17 protein-coding genes are annotated in these 17,321 nt (G+C 42.9%); 8 read left to right on the top strand and 9 right to left on the bottom strand.

The window, feature by feature from the left end:
* Window positions 1-345 precede the first annotated feature (345 nt).
* The 6 genes from ABIE50_RS26040 to ABIE50_RS26015 all read right to left on the bottom strand — a co-directional run bounded on the left by ABIE50_RS26040 (window position 346) and on the right by ABIE50_RS26015 (window position 5,235).
* The gene (locus ABIE50_RS26040; protein WP_209865441.1) at window positions 346-1,407 is read right to left on the bottom strand and encodes a hypothetical protein; all 1,062 of its coding nucleotides are present in this window, start codon (window positions 1,405-1,407) and stop codon (window positions 346-348) included.
* Entirely contained in the window at window positions 1,382-1,735 is a 354-nt protein-coding gene (locus tag ABIE50_RS26035) for a hypothetical protein (protein WP_209865438.1), read from the bottom strand. The genes ABIE50_RS26040 and ABIE50_RS26035 overlap by 26 nt, the downstream gene beginning before the upstream one ends.
* A 195-nt stretch (window positions 1,736-1,930) precedes the next feature.
* Complete coding sequence (locus tag ABIE50_RS26030; RefSeq protein ID WP_209865436.1) at window positions 1,931-2,332, bottom strand: hypothetical protein; 402 nt, start codon at window positions 2,330-2,332, stop codon at window positions 1,931-1,933.
* Window positions 2,333-2,350: 18 nt separating this feature from the next.
* A complete protein-coding gene (locus ABIE50_RS26025) occupies window positions 2,351-3,433 on the bottom strand; it encodes a helix-turn-helix domain-containing protein (RefSeq protein ID WP_209865432.1) in 1,083 nt (360 codons plus the stop codon).
* A gap of 365 nt (window positions 3,434-3,798) precedes the next feature.
* The gene (locus ABIE50_RS26020) at window positions 3,799-3,930 is read right to left on the bottom strand and encodes a DUF1016 N-terminal domain-containing protein (protein ID WP_354028181.1); all 132 of its coding nucleotides are present in this window, start codon (window positions 3,928-3,930) and stop codon (window positions 3,799-3,801) included.
* Window positions 3,931-4,263: 333 nt separating this feature from the next.
* Entirely contained in the window at window positions 4,264-5,235 is a 972-nt protein-coding gene (locus ABIE50_RS26015) for a GlxA family transcriptional regulator (protein WP_209865429.1), read from the bottom strand.
* A gap of 96 nt (window positions 5,236-5,331) precedes the next feature.
* Here ABIE50_RS26015 and ABIE50_RS26010 point away from each other — a divergent pair, with 96 nt between their 5' ends.
* Window positions 5,332-6,216, top strand: a complete 885-nt coding sequence (locus ABIE50_RS26010; protein ID WP_209865426.1) for an NmrA family NAD(P)-binding protein — start codon at window positions 5,332-5,334, stop codon at window positions 6,214-6,216.
* Window positions 6,217-6,353: 137 nt separating this feature from the next.
* On the top strand, window positions 6,354-6,911 hold the full coding sequence (locus ABIE50_RS26005) for a dihydrofolate reductase family protein (RefSeq protein ID WP_209865423.1): 558 nt from the start codon (window positions 6,354-6,356) through the stop codon (window positions 6,909-6,911).
* 144 nt (window positions 6,912-7,055) lie between these two features.
* Here the strand turns inward: ABIE50_RS26005 and ABIE50_RS26000 are convergent, their stop codons facing one another.
* The gene (locus ABIE50_RS26000; RefSeq protein WP_209865420.1) at window positions 7,056-8,114 is read right to left on the bottom strand and encodes a hypothetical protein; all 1,059 of its coding nucleotides are present in this window, start codon (window positions 8,112-8,114) and stop codon (window positions 7,056-7,058) included.
* Between the two features lie 185 nt (window positions 8,115-8,299).
* Between ABIE50_RS26000 and ABIE50_RS25995 the strand changes: the two genes are divergently transcribed.
* The 3 genes from ABIE50_RS25995 (at window position 8,300) to ABIE50_RS25985 (ending at window position 9,888) form a co-directional block, all read left to right on the top strand.
* Window positions 8,300-8,878, top strand: coding sequence for a Crp/Fnr family transcriptional regulator (locus ABIE50_RS25995; RefSeq protein WP_209865417.1), 579 nt, complete (start codon window positions 8,300-8,302; stop codon window positions 8,876-8,878).
* 86 nt (window positions 8,879-8,964) lie between these two features.
* On the top strand, window positions 8,965-9,372 hold the full coding sequence (locus ABIE50_RS25990; RefSeq protein ID WP_209865414.1) for a VOC family protein: 408 nt from the start codon (window positions 8,965-8,967) through the stop codon (window positions 9,370-9,372).
* Between the two features lie 162 nt (window positions 9,373-9,534).
* On the top strand, window positions 9,535-9,888 hold the full coding sequence (locus ABIE50_RS25985; RefSeq protein ID WP_209865411.1) for a DUF1801 domain-containing protein: 354 nt from the start codon (window positions 9,535-9,537) through the stop codon (window positions 9,886-9,888).
* Window positions 9,889-9,972: 84 nt separating this feature from the next.
* Here ABIE50_RS25985 and ABIE50_RS25980 read toward each other — a convergent pair whose 3' ends face one another.
* Together ABIE50_RS25980 and ABIE50_RS25975 are read right to left on the bottom strand one after the other, a co-directional pair.
* Window positions 9,973-10,743 carry an SDR family oxidoreductase gene (locus ABIE50_RS25980; RefSeq protein ID WP_209865408.1) on the bottom strand — a complete coding sequence of 257 codons (771 nt, stop codon included), beginning with the start codon at window positions 10,741-10,743 and terminating at the stop codon, window positions 9,973-9,975.
* A 27-nt stretch (window positions 10,744-10,770) separates the two neighbouring features.
* Entirely contained in the window at window positions 10,771-11,526 is a 756-nt protein-coding gene (locus ABIE50_RS25975) for an SDR family NAD(P)-dependent oxidoreductase (RefSeq protein ID WP_209865405.1), read from the bottom strand.
* A gap of 106 nt (window positions 11,527-11,632) precedes the next feature.
* Here ABIE50_RS25975 and ABIE50_RS25970 point away from each other — a divergent pair, with 106 nt between their 5' ends.
* The 3 genes from ABIE50_RS25970 (at window position 11,633) to ABIE50_RS25960 (ending at window position 17,295) form a co-directional block, all read left to right on the top strand.
* Entirely contained in the window at window positions 11,633-11,983 is a 351-nt protein-coding gene (locus ABIE50_RS25970) for a winged helix-turn-helix transcriptional regulator (RefSeq protein ID WP_142687798.1), read from the top strand.
* A 206-nt stretch (window positions 11,984-12,189) separates the two neighbouring features.
* On the top strand, window positions 12,190-14,589 hold the full coding sequence (locus ABIE50_RS25965; RefSeq protein WP_209865401.1) for an ABC transporter permease: 2,400 nt from the start codon (window positions 12,190-12,192) through the stop codon (window positions 14,587-14,589).
* A 381-nt stretch (window positions 14,590-14,970) separates the two neighbouring features.
* Complete coding sequence (locus ABIE50_RS25960; RefSeq protein WP_209865398.1) at window positions 14,971-17,295, top strand: beta-L-arabinofuranosidase domain-containing protein; 2,325 nt, start codon at window positions 14,971-14,973, stop codon at window positions 17,293-17,295.
* Window positions 17,296-17,321 lie beyond the last annotated feature (26 nt).

Genomic DNA, 17,321 nt, shown 5'->3' with positions numbered 1-17,321 from the left:
TCTATTTTTTAGTCTATTAAAGTGGGGCCAACTCTAATAAAATTAAGAAATAGAAAAGCGAATCGCTGTTGTAGAATGCTTAAAATCAACTTGTTAGTGTTGTTTTAAGTAAGCTTAGATAAGACTAAGAAATAGATCGGAAATCCCAAGGGGATCACTGGAAGATTTGAAGACCTGCACTTGGTGCGGGTCTTCTTTTTTTGCTCTATAATTTACTCTATAAAGATCGTGTTTAGCGATTGAGTTTACATGTTAGTACAAAAGCAGAACTATCTTGACTAAGATAGATTTTTTGTTTGTAAGTTTATCAATTGATTAATTTGTTTTGAGATTCAGCTGCGTTACTTACCAGAATTCGCCCTTAAGAATCTTTTGTAGTCTATGATTGCGAAATTCTACATTCTTAACTACGAGATCCATGTACGCGTTTTTTGCATATTGTTGGGGTTGGGTGATAAAAGTAGGATCTACACTTTTGAAAACCTGCCCATATTTTACCGCTTTGGATTCAGCAATGTGAATACGATCTAGGAAACCATCAAGACGATGTATTTCCGAAAATCGAAACCCCTGTAAAATGATGTGGAGCTCCTCATTGACGATAAGAAGTGCTTTCACGGCGCGTACGATTTGCTCAATATCTGTTGTGTTACGTTGCATTTGGCAATTCATGGTCAGCAAATGAATATGCGGGTTGCATTTTAACCATTCTCGGTACTTGGTAATATGAAAATCGTTCACAGCATACACATGTGGAATAGTAAAAAGGCCGTTTTCCTCAATCAACATCGAAGAAATTAAGCTTTTCTTTTGATTCAAGTGTTGCGCGACAGGACACTCCCCCCCAAACACCGAGAAATTAAACCCTGTAACCGCCCAAAAGCCCATCAAGCTAAGCTGTTGAAATAGTTCACAGGATGAGCGTTGATGCCAGATCGTTTCAATCAAAACATCCCTTCCCGTTAGAAACAGCACAACTTTCTTATGTAAACACAAACGGCGAATAGCTGCGGCATCGCGGAATGCTATACGTTTGATAGTGTAATGCCCAGCTACTATCTTCGGAGGTATTGCAAGAATATCCACCAATGTTAAGCCTACAATATTAGAGCTAACTTCATAAGCGAGATCTATTGTGCGATAGTCAAAGATGGGAATATATCGATCGTGAAGATGAATAGTATGGGACGGAGAAACATTCAAAGCTAGTCCATCTACCTCATTTAGGAAAGATTGAATGCGTTGATCCCGGCAAGTCACTATATTGGTGCCTAAAGGATTTGTACAATTAACAAGCACGGAATCAGCCTCGGCTGGCTTAATGTACGGCAGGTAAACTCCATTACGTACCTGACAGTGGTATTTAGGCAAAAAGATATTATCAAACAATCCTTGTGAAGCGTGCATACATTCCGTTTGATTTTTTAATAATCTTGCCCACATAGTTGACGCCTAAAAGAGCACATGTTTCAATCATCTTTGATTGTCTAGTACTTAACTTTCCAATACTTGATGCCAATACCAATATATGGTAATGAGTTCCTGACTTTTTGATGTTTATAGGAACACCTATTTTCGCCAAGGGCGATTCTTCCAACTTGACATCAAAGGAAATTTCACAGACATCTGCAACTTGATCCTGATTTGATTGGCTGTGGCCGATATTTGGTACAATCGGCTCGCGGATAATAACCGAATCTTTTATATTTCGATCCGGTGTTGTTCTTGATCCCATTAAAATAAACTTTATTGATTTAAATTGGACAATACATGTCCTTGCCAGTTTTTACGTACTAGCTAACTATATAAAGCCTACTTGATCGGGAGAAATTTAGTTTTTTTAAACCCAAAAAATGTATCTTTGGGGCCCTGAATAAAAGAAACTTAGTTTCTCTGACCGGTAAGCGTGCTTATCGGTTTTTTTGTTAAATCATAGATTTGATATTTTGATCAATTTATATAATTCAAGAGTTCTTTCATCTGCTATTTCTCGCATTACTTCATCCCATTTCTTATGATGTACACCACACCTGTCGCATATGTCGGAAAGGAATAGATCGTCATCCGATGTAAGCACAATTAGTGGCGGATTTTTCATAGCGATGTAAATCGTACTTAGATCACCATCACTCAGCTGCAGGTTTTTCCCCGAACGCCAGCTTTCAAACAATTCTAAATCATCTATGGATTGTTGTTCTATTTGTGGATAATTTAAAAGTTGCCGCTTAGTGGTTGCCCCGTAGTCAAATATTTTGAATTTGGAGATCACAATAGATCCGCTTGGCAACAGGTCAAGTAACCTGAATTTTGCTAGGCAGAGTAATAGGCTCATATCGTTGACGATATACATTTAATTCCGAATCTCCAGTACGGCTGAACCGAACGCCATTTTAAGTGTATCAATATTGGAATGCATTATTTGGGCGGCTTTAGACCACATGATCCTTTTCTCTGCCAACGCACGTATCAAAAGATTTTCTTTGCGTATTGGTTTTTCTCGTGCAAGAAAATTTCCTGAACCGATTATCTTCATTTCATTATTCTTCCAGTCTTCATAATTATTCAGCCAAGAACTCAGATCGCTTGAAGAAATATATCCTGTTTCACTAGCCCGAAAAATGATTGCTTGAATAGATATTCCATAAGTTTCTTTGATCCGCTTTAACTCACTGAAAGATATTCCTAGGCGCTTTTTCCCCAATTCTTCCCAAAGCATCTCTTCGGGAAGTAAGACCGCACCTGCAAAATGGTTACAATAGCGTTCTATTGTTTCTTCATTGAGGTGCTTGGAAAACTTTAGAATTAGATGCCCCAGTTCGTGAATCGCCGTCAAACGCTTTCTCTCAATTGATTTTACGTTTTTGTTCAGAACGATCACCGGAATTTCATCATTCATCATTGTGCTTAATCCGCTGAATTCTTCATTGTGTTGAACTTCGACTACGTATATGCCTTTGTTTTCTAGTGTTTCCACAACATCTGCAATTGGAACGCTACCGAGTCTCCATTTTTTACGTAGCTGTTTTGCAGCCTTTTCTACATCCTTTTTATTATTTATTCCCAAATCTGCCAAAGGGTTTTCAAACGTGCGCTCAATTCCTAGCAAATTTTCCAGGTTAATAAAATAAGTAACCTCATCAAGTATTTCTTGTTTGATCTCGAGGAGTGTTACCAGTTTCACCTCCTTTTCACTGTTATGTCTAAAGCATATTTGTTCAAGTTGATAACGCTTATCAATATTGTCGCGGAAATATTCATAGGGTTTGTTGAATATTTCACAGACATTTAAGAGCAGTTCGCTGCTGGGTTTCATTTCACCACTTTCGAGTCTATGTACTGCCTGTTTAGATATGTTCAGCTGATCTGCAAGTTGTTGCAGAGTCATCTGATATTTTTCTCTTAATTCTTTTAAACGTATTCCAAAAGCTTCCATAAAGCATCGTTACAGTACAAATATATAACAAAAGTCAATCAAAAAAATATTTTTACAAAATTTGATTGACTTTCTGAAATGGATTGCGATGTCCTACGTAAACCGTAATTACGGACTTTGGAAATTGCTATCATGATAATTTGGAGGTAGGGTTATATGGGAAGGTCAGATGATTGGATGATACAATACCGACTTTTTAGTACTTACGGGATTCGAATGTGTATAATAGTAAAGTAGTATTTTAAAATCATAAAAATGAACATTAGAAGGCGTTACGAGATAGCTGGTCAAATATATTACGCTCATGTTGGATATCCGTTAGGCGCACATCCAGATGAAAGATTCGAATATTATCGTCAGACAAATCATGAATCAAATCCTAGTTCCCAATAAAGCTCAATCAAAGCAATATTGAAATTCGCAGCCGCCTTTAGTTGAGCTTGGCGTACTTTGTTCTTTAATTCTAATAGCCAATCTTTGTAAGCCTTTTCATTCATAAATTTTTTGTTATTGTCGTTCAACAACGGTGATTATACCTTTATCATTGAGCTGATAAGTTAAAAGAACAGACATGTTGAAGTGAATCAATCAACAGAACAAAAAGGGATTAACCATCTGATAACATTTGGGCGTATTAGAATGGTAAGTCTTGTGTCGGATTAAGAATAGGCGGGCTTCGAAACATTAGCGCCGGGGATTTAATGACCTATAGACGGTAATGCTTACAAACAATATAATAAATAGTTCGATTTCTATACAGGTAAAGTTAAATAAATTACTAAAAGTTCTAAACGAGGTTAAATAATCATCACTCCATTGGGTGATTATATTCAGATTATCTTATTGAATTTATTACGGTAGTCACCCGGCGTCATTCCTGCAATTTTTTTAAAGGTTTCGCGAAAAGCTTTAACATCGCCATAACCCACTTCGTACATTACTTCGCTTATCTGCATACCGGTCGACTCAAAAAGCCGCTTGGCGCTTTCCACTTTGATACGCTGTACGTAATCGGCGGGTGACAATTGGGTCGCTTTCTTGAAGCGCCTGGTGAAATTAATGCGGTCCATTGCGCTTTGTGATGCCAGTTGTTCCACAGTCAGCCGGTTGCCAACATGCTCCTCAATAAAATCCTGGATACTGCGTATTACTTCATCCTTGTGATCTTTCAGGCCTTCAAATATCATAAATGGCGACTGGGAATTACGATCAATATCGATCTGCAAAACCCGGGCGCAGTACAAAGCTGTTTCGCGGCCGTTATATTTCTCAATGATATGCAGGGCCAGGTTCAGGCTTGATATGGCGCCTCCCGCAGTATAAACACCTTCCTGGTCGGTTACGATCTTATTTGTATGCAGCTTTAATTCCGGGAACAACCGGCGGAAATAGGCCGCCGCTTTCCAGTGCGTTGCACAAGGTTTCCCTTCCAACAGACCCGTGGCGGCCAGCAGGAATGTTCCGGTGCACAGGCTGGCAACCTCAGCGCCGGCCTGGTATTGCGTGATGACCCAATCCAGTGCCTCATGGCTTTTGCGGATGGCAAAGTCGTCCTGCTCGGCGAAGCTTGGAAGAATAATCAAATCAGCTTTTTCCGCCGTCTTTAACGGCTGCACCCGGAGAGTGAATATTCCGTTCACTAAAGGCTGCTCCAGATTGGTTCCTGCAAGCCGGATATCATAATAAGGCCGGCCGGTCTGCTGTTCCGCGAACTCATTGGCTTTCTCAAATATCTCGATGGCGTTAAAAAGACTGCTTGGTTTTAAAACACCGTCCGCGATCAAAAAGGTTACCTGTTTCATCAGGCTAAGATAGCATTCAAAATTTGTACAAAAGACCCCTTAAATTGCTAAATGTACACCCCATTGAAAAGCTGCCGGCGTTCTAATTTTGCCTTCATGAAAAACATTAACATCCTGGTCAGCGGAGCAGCAGGCCAAAGCGGTACCCTGATCCTGCGGGCATTGGCTGCGCGGCAGCAACCGGTTCGTGCCCTGGTGCGCGATGCGGTCAACGCAAAAGATCTGACAGCCCTTCCCGGTATAGCACTATATCCCGGCGATATGCTTGTGAAAAATACCTTGAAGGCCGCGCTGGACGGCGTGGAGCGCGCTTTGCTGATCTCATCTGCAAATGATCGTATGGTAGAAACCCAATGCGCTTTTATCGATGCCTGTAAAGAAGCAGGGGTAGACCATGTGATTAAATTTTCCGGTGAAGAAGCGCAGCAGGGCTACGATCCGCAGCGGTTCCGTTTTACCCGCGAACATGAGGAGATCGAGGATTACCTGGAACAGTCAGGCCTGAAGTGGACACACCTTCGCCCTGGCCAGTTTATGCAGGTATATCTCCGTGAGGCAGCAGCTATTGGCAGAAGTAATGAACTGCGTTTACCCCTGGAAGCGATCCGTATGTCACCAGTGGATCTGCGCGATGTGGCAAGGGTTGCTGCAGCCCTGCTGGCCGAAGGTGGACATACCGGAGTCTCGTTCCGTATTACCGGCCCTGAAGCCTTATCTATGTCAGATATCGCCGGCATCCTGTCCGGTGTAACAGGTAAAGTGATCCGTTATGTGCCGGTCAGCTGGAATGAAAGGAAAGCAGCGCTATCGGCTGCAGGCTTACCGGGTTACTTCCTTGATGCGCTTGCAGCACAAGCTGCTGAGCGGGTCCGTAACCCCGAAGCGATCGTTGATACCAGCACGCATCAGCTGTTCGGCTTAAGGCCAACTACCTTTTCACAATTTGCGGAGCAGCACGCAGCAATCTTTAGCCAACGATGAATGGGACGGGCAGCCCGGTGCCATCCTCTGTTCTTGCTATCCCCGGTAAACAGCGGTGCTGCCGGAAATATCGGTGAGTGCCGGCTATTATGCGGGATCATTCGCGGAAAATATCTTCATATCTAAAAATAAAATCAATGGGAAAGCTTATTTCACTGATCAACGTTACTCCTGATGGCTTTTTTGACAGCCAGTATGTTAATGCTAATGCCGAATTTCATGAGTTCGTACACATGCTGCTTGCCGGTGCGCATAGCGTCGGTTTTGGCCGCAACAGCTTTGAATTATTCCAGCAGATCTGGCCAACGGTACTAGCCAATCCGGATAGCCCCGAATCGCAAAGCCGTATGGCACAGGCGTTGAATGATATCAATAAAATTGCCTTTTCAACAACATTGAAAGAAACCACCTGGGCAAATTCCTCCATTGAAATACTGGATGTTGCGCTCATTGATAAAATGAAAGAAGACCAGGATAAAAACCTCCTGACGATCGGAAGCCCGGGCCTTGTTGGTGAGCTGACCCGGCTCGGGCTCGTGGATGAATATTATTTTTCAGTACAATCCGTGATTGCAGGAGGAGGTAACAGCCGTATGTTTGCCGGACAGAGTTTGCCTCAGCGACAACCGCTTCAATTCGTAGACAGCCGGTCGCTGGCTTCAGGTGTGCAGATCCTGCATTACCGCAAGCCATGACCTTTACTCAAAACAATAACCTTCGCTATGGTTACACTTGTCCGGGGAATGTGATAATGTAATGCGATTGAATATTATAAAAATTAATTTACGCCGATCGGAGTTCAAATTGTTTCACAGTGCCAAACTACTATTGGCTAATTATCATACAGGCAATCCATAACTCCGCAACTGGCCATCACCGGTGGTCAGCAGCAGCTTGTCGTGCACAATCATTACATTGATAATATTACTGCTGTAATCAAAGATGTAATCAGGGTTGGTAGTAGGATTTCCATCCAGGTTATATGCCGTAAATTCAATGCCCTCCGGCATTACCTCTGCCTTGCAACGTAAATCTTTTCTGTCAAGTAATAACAATCTTCCAAACTGGGAAACTACAAGGATATTATTATCATCAACAAAAAATACACTGTAGTTGATATTATCCGGTTCAGCGGCGGGAAAATCTTTACTGCCATCGAAAATACTCTCCTGATCCTGTTCTGCTACCCTGGCAATTTCAGGGAAGGAGTAAATTACTAACGGTCCATCTTCATGAGGAGCCATGATAAACTCTTTTCCTGATGGCGCAAAGTTGCCCATGATCACATCCTCACACTGGGGAAGTTCAGTAAGGGAGATGGTACCGTCGTTTAGCTGTAGCTGCATCAGGATGGATTTCTCCTGGCCGGCAGCTGCTTCCAGGAGGATGGTGTTATTGCCTGGCGTTGCATGAAATGCATAGGTGTATTGCTGGCTTTCCAGCAGCGGGTGAGAAGCTGTTACTTCAAAAGTAGCTATATCCATTACCTGCAGCTCGTCTGGGGCGTTTTCATCACCTGGCAATACATACCAGATCGTTTTATTATCCCTGGCGAAATAACAGGCAGCACCCAGGAACCAGCTCCAGGAGCCATGTTCCACGGTATGTAATATCATACTGCCTTCCGCATCAAGAATGCGTATATCGGTCATACCCGCAATAGCGATCATGCGCCCATCAGAAGAAGCCGATAGCCTGCTGCTAACATAGTTTGCATTCCGTCCCTGGATAATTTTCTCCCAAACAATTTCGAGGTTGGCATTGAGCTTTGTAATCAGCGGCTGACTGGCAAAGTTCATCAGGATCTCTCCGTTGGGCAATGGCACTACGTTTACCGGGTTGGCAGTAAATGTCAGTTTACTCTGTAATGGCAGATTTATATGCGGAAATTGACTCATGTATTTTATGTATATCGCCGCAAAGGTAATACACAACAGCATTTTTGGCAACTGTATCTTTACCTGGTTTTTATCTGCCAGAGCCGAGTCGTAGTTTTCCTTTCAGCAATATATGCCATTCAGGTATTTGAAACCTTTTGTATATTTGAGAAACCAGTTGTAAACACGTCATACAACACAACCAAATGGCAACCGAGCAATTTTTCAAAAAAATAAGAACCTACACCAACCTTTCAGAAGGAGCCGAAAATGCCTGGCAGAGCCTGCTCGTAGAAAAGACCTATGAAAAAGGAGATTACTTTGTACGGATAGGGCAAACCCCTCAAAAAGTTGCATATGTTGTAAAAGGACTTTTTGCACAATACTACTTTAACGATAACGGAGAAACAGTTATAAAGTACTTTTTCCCGGAAGGCAGAATCGCCGGCTCAATCCCCGCAACATTAACACACTCAGAAAGTTTATTTGACATTATTGCACTTGAAGAAACCACTGTTCTTGAATATAATTATAATGAGTTTAAAAGACTGGTTTCAACATTTCAGGATATAGCAGCGTTTTATATCCGTTACCTGGAACAGCATTGGGTGATAGATAAGGAACCTTATGAAGTTTCGCTGCGAAGTGATTCGGCTAAAGTCCGCTATGCCGATTTTTTACGAAAATACCCCGACCTTGTAAAAAGACTGAAGAAACATCAGATCGCCGCATACCTCGGTATTACCCCTACACAACTAAGCCGGATTTTTGGTTACAGCAAATAAATTTTCACTTTCTCAACATTTGTAAAGGCTTTTTCATTTTTGCCTTTTCATCTTTGCATCTGTAACCAATACTAAACTTCAAAAAAATGAAACAGGTATTTATCAATCTCGCAGTGAAAGACGTTGAAAAATCAATGGGCTTTTATACCCAACTTGGGTTTGAAATCAATCCGCAGTTTTCGGATGACCAGGGCAAATGCATGGTTTGGAGCGATGCCATTTTCGTGATGATTATGAGCCACGAAAAGTTTAAGACATTTACGAAAAAACCAATAGCCGACACCAGGAGCAATATTGCCGGCCTGTTTGCTTTATCAGTGGAAAGCGTAGACCAGGTAAATGAAATTGTTGAGCATGGATTAAAAGCAGGTGGAACAGAACCTATGCCTATGACCGACTACGGGTTTATGCAACTACGGAGAATAGAAGACCCCGACGGCCACACCTGGGAAATATTTTTCATGGACCCTACCCAGATTCCAGCCCAGGATTAACCACTTAAAACAGGAATTTTTAACCCGGAACAGACAGGCAAAAGCCTGGGGCTATACTAAGAACTACATCATTACAGGCATTGCAGGCGGACTTATAACCGGTGTGCTTTTTAGTGCAGTCATTACAATATTCACAATATTAGCAAGATAAATAAAATGAGTATGGCGAACAAAATAGACGAGTTTGTAACCAAACTCAAACACCCGCTGAAAGCTGAAATTGAAGAAGCAATAAAAGTAATCCGTGGCGCAAGCAACAACCTGGAAGAGGATGTAAAATGGGGCGGCCCCAGCTTTGACTATAAGGAGCCAATGGCCACAATGAACCCAAGGATAACCGATTATGTTGTTTTCATTTTCCATAAAGGTGAATTGATAAAAGATAAAAGTGGATTACTTGAACCGGCGCCTAAAGGCAAAGCCTATTTGAAGCTTCACTCTATGAAAGAAATAAAAGATAACAAAACGAATATCCAGAATATTGTGAAGACCTGGATAAAGATCATGAATGCTTAGCAGGGTAGTGGCAGCAATGATTATGGCATGCTGTATCAAGGCCGCCTAAACCAAAGGATTTAGGCGGCTTTGCTTTTTGAATAATTATTTCATCAGGCTGATATTGGTAAGACCACCATCTGAAAGAATTTCGGTGCCCACTATAAAAGCCGAATCATCCGATGCCAGGAATACAGCAGCCTTGCCAATATCGGATGGAAGTCCCTGCCTGCCCGCAGGTGTAATATCTATCCAAACTTTTTTCACCTGTTCCACCTGTTCCTGTGGTACAATTTTGCCAAAAACAGGAGTATCAATGGAGCCGGGAGAAAGCGTATTCACCCGTATTTTTCTTGATAACAGATCCAGCGATAATCCTTTCGCCAATGATATGATGGCTGCTTTTGCCGCACTGTAAATGGCCATTCCCGGCACTGCACGATGCGCAGCGCTGGATCCGATCAGTATGATGGAAGCGCCGTCATTTAAATATGGAAGTGACTTTTGTACAGTGAAGTAAACACTCTTTAAATTAAGATCCATGTAGCGGTCATAGTTCTCTTCCGTAACATCGTTGATAGCTGCCAGGGGAAACCCGTCCACAACGCCGCCTGCATTCACTACCAATACATCAATTTTCCCAAATTTATCAGCGGTTTCCCTGAATGTTTTATTGAGATCGCTGATGTTTGTAACATCTCCTTTAATGCCAATAAAACCGCCGCCCAATGCTTTTGCAGCACTGTTTAATGTGGCCTCATTTCTGCCGGTAATGGTACCAACCGCGCCTTCGTTGCTGAACGCTTCTGCAATGCCGAACCCGATACCACTATTGCCGCCTGTAATTACGGCTACTTTATTTTTTAGCTTATCCATTTTTATCTTCTTAAGTTCATTAATTATTTATACACCGTAAATACCTCCTGAAACGGAAATTTTTTCTCCCGTGATCCATGCCGCATCATCGGAGGCAAGAAAGACAGCTACTTTTGCAATATCTTCAGGTTGCCCGGTGCGGCCAAGCGGTGTATTAGCCACTAATTTTTTTTCAGCATCACTACCAATAAAGCCCGCGCTGTGCGAGCCTTCTGTTTCCACAACGCCGGGCAGAATAGAATTGATACGGATGTTTTTCCCGCTGAATTCCTTCGACAAAGAAATCGTAATGGCATCCAGTGCCGCTTTGGTAGCAGAGTATACCGATCCTGTAGGAAGCGGTGTTTTACCCGCCTCTGAGCTGATATTGATAATATTGCCTCCCTTATCTCCAAACAATTTTAATGCGGCCTGGATAGCGAACACAGGCCCCAGTACATTGATGTTGAATTGCCGTAGAAATGTTTTTTCCGATACCTGCTCAATTGGTTCGTAAGTATATATGCCGGCGTTGTTTACCAGGATATCCAATGCGCCGAAAGCATTTTTCGTTTCTTCAAACAGCCTGGTTATATCGGCTTCTTTGGCCACATCGCCCTGCACTGCGATGGCCGTACCCCCGTTATCTGTTATCACCTTAACAACTTTGTCTGCATCTTCTTTGCTTGTGGCGTAATTCACCACCACTTTGGCTCCTTCTGCCGCAAAGTATTTAGCAATAGATGCTCCTATCCCTTTTGATGCACCTGTTACTACGGCTACTTTATTCTTTAGTTTGTCCATTTTCTAATTTTTTATTCGTGAGCAGCAAAGTTAGATCAGGTTAATTTATTTTAGTTACTTTGTATCCAAAAGTAACAGTAACCTCGGGGTAACAAAGTAACTTATTATGAACTGCGAAGATTTTGAAAAAGACCACAAAAAAGAGATGAGAGCCGTCCAGGATTCAATGGACGTATTAAACGGAAAATGGAAAATATCCATCATCTCTTCTATCTGCTATTATAATAAAAGAAGATTTTCTGATATTCTGGGAGATATAGACGGCATTTCCAACAAGATGCTGAGTAAAGAATTAAAGGAATTGGAGTTAAACAAACTGGTGAAGCGCACCGTACTGGATACACAGCCGGTAACGGTTCAGTATGAGCTTACTGCACACGGAAAAACGTTGCAGACTATTATTAATAACCTCACAGAGTGGGGGATAAAGCATCGCAGGGAAATTATAGGGAAATGATTTTTGTATGATTAATTGAGACATGAAATTCCTAAGCCTGTAAGAATGTGGCGCCTATTTTATAAGTGAACAATTACTGTATCAAAACCGAACATATATTTATTTTAATAAATCCATATTCTTCTATCTCTCATTATAATAAGTAAGTGGCATTTTTATTGGCGCCCTGGCAAGTCATTCTTACTCAATGTTTAATATACTCCGCTATGTTAAAAAATTATTTGAAAACCGCATGGCAGAACCTGCGCGGCAATAAAACTTATGTCGCAATTAATACTATAGGGTTGGCCGTAGGAATTGCCGCCTGCCTGCTTATTTTCTTATTGGTTCAATATGAAACAAGCTTTGATAATTTTCATAATAACAAAGAACGCATTTATAGAGTAGTAGCAGCCACCAAAACCCCGGAGGGGATGAATTATTCAAAAGCCAGTGCCTATCCGGTGGCAGAAGCTTTACGGATGGATTATCCGCAACTGGAACATGTAGCACGTGTATATGGAAGGGATGCTCAGCGGATAACCGTATTAAATGATAAGGCTGATGCACCGGAGGAGAAATTTAAAGAGAATGTTTTTTTTGCTGAGCCTGAATTTTTTGACATATTCAATTTTCCTTTTCTTGCCGGTGATGCTAAAACTGCATTATCAGAACCTAACACTGTAGTACTTACACAGGAAATAGCCAATAAGTATTTCGGAGATTGGCATAATGCCATAGGTAAATTTATTAAGTATAATAATGAAGTGGTTTGCAAGGTAACTGGCATTCTCAAAAATACGCCTGCCAATACCGACTTCCCCCTGCAAATTGTGCTTTCCTTTAAAACTAGCAGTCACGAAGACATGCTAACGGATTGGGTAGGCCAGGATGGATCTTTAAACACTTTCCTGGTGCTTCCGGAAAATATGTCGGCGCAGCAATTCAATAATAACCTTGAAACTTTCGTAAAGAAACATACCCCTGTTGAGTACGCGAACCAGGGCTATATATTGCAGCCGTTAAGTAATATACATTATGAGAGCGAGTTTGGAACTTATAGAGGAAGCACCTTTAGCAGGGTGTTGATCACCGCGTTAAGTTTAATAGGTTCGTTTCTTTTAATTATTGCCTGTATCAACTTTATCAATCTTGCTACTGCACAGTCGGTAAACCGCTCAAAAGAAGTAGGTATCAGGAAAGTGTTGGGCAGTAGCAAAAAACAGCTGGTTATTCAGTTTTTAAGTGAAACCTTTCTCATCACACTTGCTTCGGTGGTTACAGCAATATTGTTTGCATTTATTGCATTGCCGTTGCTTAACAATATTTTACAAACACCGCTGAAAATACAGTTCAACCTGGCTCTGGTGGCATTTCTATGCGGCATTACTATAATCGTTACGTTTTTATCAGGCTTCTATCCTGCCATCGTGTTATCAGGATTTAATCCAATCACTGTGCTGAAAAGCAAATTTACCAATAACACTACAGGCGGACTTTCCATGAGAAGAGCGCTGGTTGTTTTCCAGTTTGCCATTGCACAGGCGTTGATAATGGGCACATTGATTATTGTGAGCCAGATGAACTATTTTCAGAATGCACCTATGGGTTTTGATAAAGATGCCATTGTTATGGTGCCTTTCGCGCATGATACTGTGGGCCAGTCCAAGATGGAGGCCTTTAAAATGGAACTGATGCAGCTGTCGGGGGTGAAAAATGTAAGCTTCAGCGCATTTAGCCCTATGGATAAAGCGGGGTGGGACAGTGATTTTAAATTTGAGAACTCGGTGAAGAAATCGGGCTTCAAGGCCGATTTTAAATGGGCGGATGCTGATTACTTTAAAACGTATGGTATCCGGTTCATCGCAGGAGCACCGTATAACCCGGCCGACACAGTAAACGGGTTTGTGGTAAATGAAATGATGACAAAGAAATTAGGGTTTAAAAATCCCGCAGACATCATTGGTAAAAAAGTAAGTTTTTGGGATGGAAATATAACTGCGCCTGTTGTGGGAGTAGTAAAAGACTTTAACGGCTATTCACTGAAAAGTGAAAGGACGCCTATAGTGCTTGGTTCATTCAAAATGGTATACCGGTTAATCAACATAAAACTGCAACCGCAACATATGAAGGAAACGCTGGCAGCAATAGAACGGCTCTGGACCAAGGTAAATCCTGATTTTGTTTATGAATACCAGTTCCTCGACGATAAGATTGCCAGCTTTTACAAGCAGGAAAGTCAGCTTTCACAATTATATAAAATAGCTGCAGGCATTGCCATATTTATTTCCTGTCTTGGTTTGTATGGATTTGTTTCATTCATGGCTGTGCAGCGTAATAAAGAAATAGGCATTAGAAAGGTGCTGGGCGCATCAGTAATCAACATTGTTCATTTGATGTCTAAAGAATTTACTCTGCTTATTGGTGTTGCATTTTTAATTGCTGCTCCACTGGCCTATTATTTAATGCATCAATGGTTGGAGCATTTTGCCTACAGGATAAATATTGGTGCCGGAATATTCCTGCTAACTATTCTTATTTCCCAATTGATCGCCTGGCTTACTGTTGGTTACCAGGCAATAAAAGCAGCAGTTGCCGACCCGGTGAAAAGCTTGAAAATGGAGTGATCACTTATTAAGTGCTGCCATGGAGTATTAGGATTTCAGGATATTGTATAGCTACTCCCGGGCCACGGTATGGATACTCCCCGGTTTAGCCGTATATACCCCATATTTACGCCGTATTTACGCCGTATATATCCCGTATCTTTTAGATATGGGTTAACTGCGTTTTATGCCTTTGTATAATATTTGATCCCTCTGAAGAAGAGATAGCTTCTATAGGGGAGCCTCTGCATTTCCTTGTTTTTCAATATGCAAAATAGCTGCTCCGGCAGCATTTCGGGGATATTTGTCTCCGCGATAGCAGCAGGTTACAGTTGCCCCATTGCATAGGGGCTTGCACAATTGGAAATTAATTGTTAAATTGACAATTATTTCCACGTGTATATGAAAAAGTTATTCATTTGCCTTTTGGCATATATCCCTTTTATTGCTGCGGCACAGCCCACTCAATTGCAAACATTTGCTCCCGGCGAAGTCAGGCTGCTACCCGGGCTTTTCCTTGATGCCCAGCATACGGATGAAAAATATATTTTATCCCTTGATCCGGACCGCCTGCTGGCGCCATTTCTGAAAGATGCCGGCATTCCTGTAAAGAAGGAAAATTATGGGAACTGGGAGAGCTGGGGCCTGGACGGACATATAGCAGGGCATTACCTCTCGGCCCTATCACTGATGTATACAGCCACCGGTAAGCAGGTGTACCTCCAGCGGTTACATTATATGCTGGACCAGATGGAACAGTGCCAGCTAAAGAATGGTAACGGATACCTGGGTGGAGTTCCTGACGGGAAGCAACTCTGGAAACAGGTAGCGGAAGGCAGGGGAGATGCAGTTACAAAACGATGGGTGCCCTGGTACAACGTGCACAAAACATTGAATGGTTTACTCGACGCCTGGACGCTCACCGGCAGTACACAGGCCCGGGATATATTGCTGCGGCTATGCCGCTGGAGCAAGGATGTTACGGCCAATCTCAGCGATGAGCAAATGCAGCTGATGTTGCAGACGGAATTTGGCGGCATGAACGAAATTTTTGCTGCCGTAGCGGAACAAACCGGTGATACCTCCTGGCTTTACATGGCCAGGCGCTTTACCCATAAAAAAATACTGGATCCGCTTATCGCGCATACCGATGCCCTCACCGGGCTGCATGCCAATACCCAGATCCCCAAAGTGGTAGGTTTCATGCGAACCGGTATAGTTGGCCATGATGCTGCCCTGGAAGATGCTTCCGCTTTCTTCTGGAATACGGTGGTTCAGCGCAGAAGCATCTCTATAGGCGGAAACAGCGTACGCGAACATTTCCATGCGGAAAATAATTTCCGCGCTATGCTGGAAAGCCCGGAAGGACCGGAAACCTGTAACAGCTATAATATGCTGAAACTTACCCGGCTGCTTTTCCTGAATGATCCCAGCAATAAATACATGGATTATTATGAGCGTACATTGTATAATCATATCCTGGCATCACAGCACCCTAATGGCGGATTTGTATATTTCACTCCCATACATCCTATGCACTACAGGGTATATTCCACCTCTCCAAATGCTTTCTGGTGTTGCGTTGGCACTGGGCTCGAAAACCATGGGAAGTATGCGGAACTGATCTATGCCCGGTCAAAGGATTCGCTTTATGTAAACCTCTTCATTCCTTCTGTGCTGCAGTGGAAGAACAAATCACTGCAGCTGACACAGGAAACCAGGTTTCCTGAAGAGGACGCATCTGTACTGAAGCTCTCTTTGAAAAAACCGGAACTGCTGACCATTGCCATACGTATCCCCACATGGGTTAAGGATAGTATGGCCGTTACTGTTAACGGGCAGCACGCCGCCAGTACCAGTGGCGCCTCCGGCTATATGTATATTCGCCGCACCTGGAAAAATGGTGATGTTGTAAAGATCCATCTTCCCATGGAGGTGCGCACGGAAGGATTACCCGACAGCACCCATTGGGTATCTTTCCTGTACGGCCCGGTTGTACTGGCCGCCGCTACGGATACACTCAATATGCCTGGTTTGTATGCAGACACCAGCCGCTGGGGCCATATTGCCCGCGGGAACCTACGCCCAATGTCGGCCGCACCGGAACTGCAACTGGATGGCCCTGGTGTAGTTGCATTACAAAATACAGGCAGGCCACTGGAATTTACCGCAGGGCAGCTGATCTCCCAGCCGGTTTTCCGTACACTTAAACTGGTACCTTTTTATCGCATACATGATACCCGGTATATGCTCTACTGGCCTTATGCAGGTAAAGCGGCATCCAACAAGCAGCAGGCGCCGGAGGAGGCGGAAGTGCAGCGCCTCGATAGTCTCACTACCGACCGTGTGTATGCCGGCGAACAACAGCCGGAAACAGACCATCAGCTGGAGAGCGATGGCAGCAGTACCGGAACATTAGGCGATCAGCACTTCAGGGTAACCCGTAACTGGTTCGCCTATACGCTGCAGGCAGCAGCAGCAGGAAACTATAAATTGTATATCCGTTACCGTTATACCGGTGCGGGCGACTGTGGCAGCGTTATCGTAGGGAACAAAACCCTTGCGGAGCTGTGCGCTAACGCCGGCGGGCCAACAGAAGACCTTACTACAATTGTGGATATACCAAGCCCGATAACAGCAGCCGGTACTGTAAAAGTGCTTTTCAGGGCTGCTTCCGGGAAAATAACACCGCGCATTATGGAGGTACGTCTTCTTAAAGCGCCATAGTTTACCAGTGATTATCATCTTCATAA

The organism is Chitinophaga sp. OAE865, from assembly GCF_040546735.1.
Classification (GTDB): Bacteria; Bacteroidota; Bacteroidia; order Chitinophagales; family Chitinophagaceae; genus Chitinophaga; species Chitinophaga polysaccharea_A.
The sequence above is the reverse complement of the archived record's forward strand: the minus strand, read 5'-3'. Positions and strand labels throughout refer to the sequence as shown.

Excerpts from the sequence above, each read along its gene's own strand:
- ABIE50_RS25985 (WP_209865411.1), top strand. The coding sequence starts at position 9,535 with ATGGCGAACAAAATAGACGAGTTTGTAACCAAACTCAAACACCCGCTG.
- ABIE50_RS25975 (WP_209865405.1), bottom strand. The coding sequence starts at position 11,526 with ATGGACAAACTAAAGAATAAAGTAGCCGTAGTAACAGGTGCATCAAAA.
- ABIE50_RS25970 (WP_142687798.1), top strand. The coding sequence starts at position 11,633 with ATGAACTGCGAAGATTTTGAAAAAGACCACAAAAAAGAGATGAGAGCC.
- ABIE50_RS26035 (WP_209865438.1), bottom strand. The coding sequence starts at position 1,735 with ATGGGATCAAGAACAACACCGGATCGAAATATAAAAGATTCGGTTATT.
- ABIE50_RS25990 (WP_209865414.1), top strand. The coding sequence starts at position 8,965 with ATGAAACAGGTATTTATCAATCTCGCAGTGAAAGACGTTGAAAAATCA.
- ABIE50_RS25980 (WP_209865408.1), bottom strand. The coding sequence starts at position 10,743 with ATGGATAAGCTAAAAAATAAAGTAGCCGTAATTACAGGCGGCAATAGT.
- ABIE50_RS26040 (WP_209865441.1), bottom strand. The coding sequence starts at position 1,407 with ATGCACGCTTCACAAGGATTGTTTGATAATATCTTTTTGCCTAAATAC.
- ABIE50_RS26030 (WP_209865436.1), bottom strand. The coding sequence starts at position 2,332 with ATGAGCCTATTACTCTGCCTAGCAAAATTCAGGTTACTTGACCTGTTG.
- ABIE50_RS25960 (WP_209865398.1), top strand. The coding sequence starts at position 14,971 with ATGAAAAAGTTATTCATTTGCCTTTTGGCATATATCCCTTTTATTGCT.
- ABIE50_RS26005 (WP_209865423.1), top strand. The coding sequence starts at position 6,354 with ATGGGAAAGCTTATTTCACTGATCAACGTTACTCCTGATGGCTTTTTT.
- ABIE50_RS26015 (WP_209865429.1), bottom strand. The coding sequence starts at position 5,235 with ATGAAACAGGTAACCTTTTTGATCGCGGACGGTGTTTTAAAACCAAGC.
- ABIE50_RS26025 (WP_209865432.1), bottom strand. The coding sequence starts at position 3,433 with ATGGAAGCTTTTGGAATACGTTTAAAAGAATTAAGAGAAAAATATCAG.
- ABIE50_RS25995 (WP_209865417.1), top strand. The coding sequence starts at position 8,300 with ATGGCAACCGAGCAATTTTTCAAAAAAATAAGAACCTACACCAACCTT.
- ABIE50_RS26010 (WP_209865426.1), top strand. The coding sequence starts at position 5,332 with ATGAAAAACATTAACATCCTGGTCAGCGGAGCAGCAGGCCAAAGCGGT.
- ABIE50_RS26020 (WP_354028181.1), bottom strand. The coding sequence starts at position 3,930 with ATGAATGAAAAGGCTTACAAAGATTGGCTATTAGAATTAAAGAACAAA.
- ABIE50_RS26000 (WP_209865420.1), bottom strand. The coding sequence starts at position 8,114 with ATGAGTCAATTTCCGCATATAAATCTGCCATTACAGAGTAAACTGACA.
- ABIE50_RS25965 (WP_209865401.1), top strand. The coding sequence starts at position 12,190 with ATGTTAAAAAATTATTTGAAAACCGCATGGCAGAACCTGCGCGGCAAT.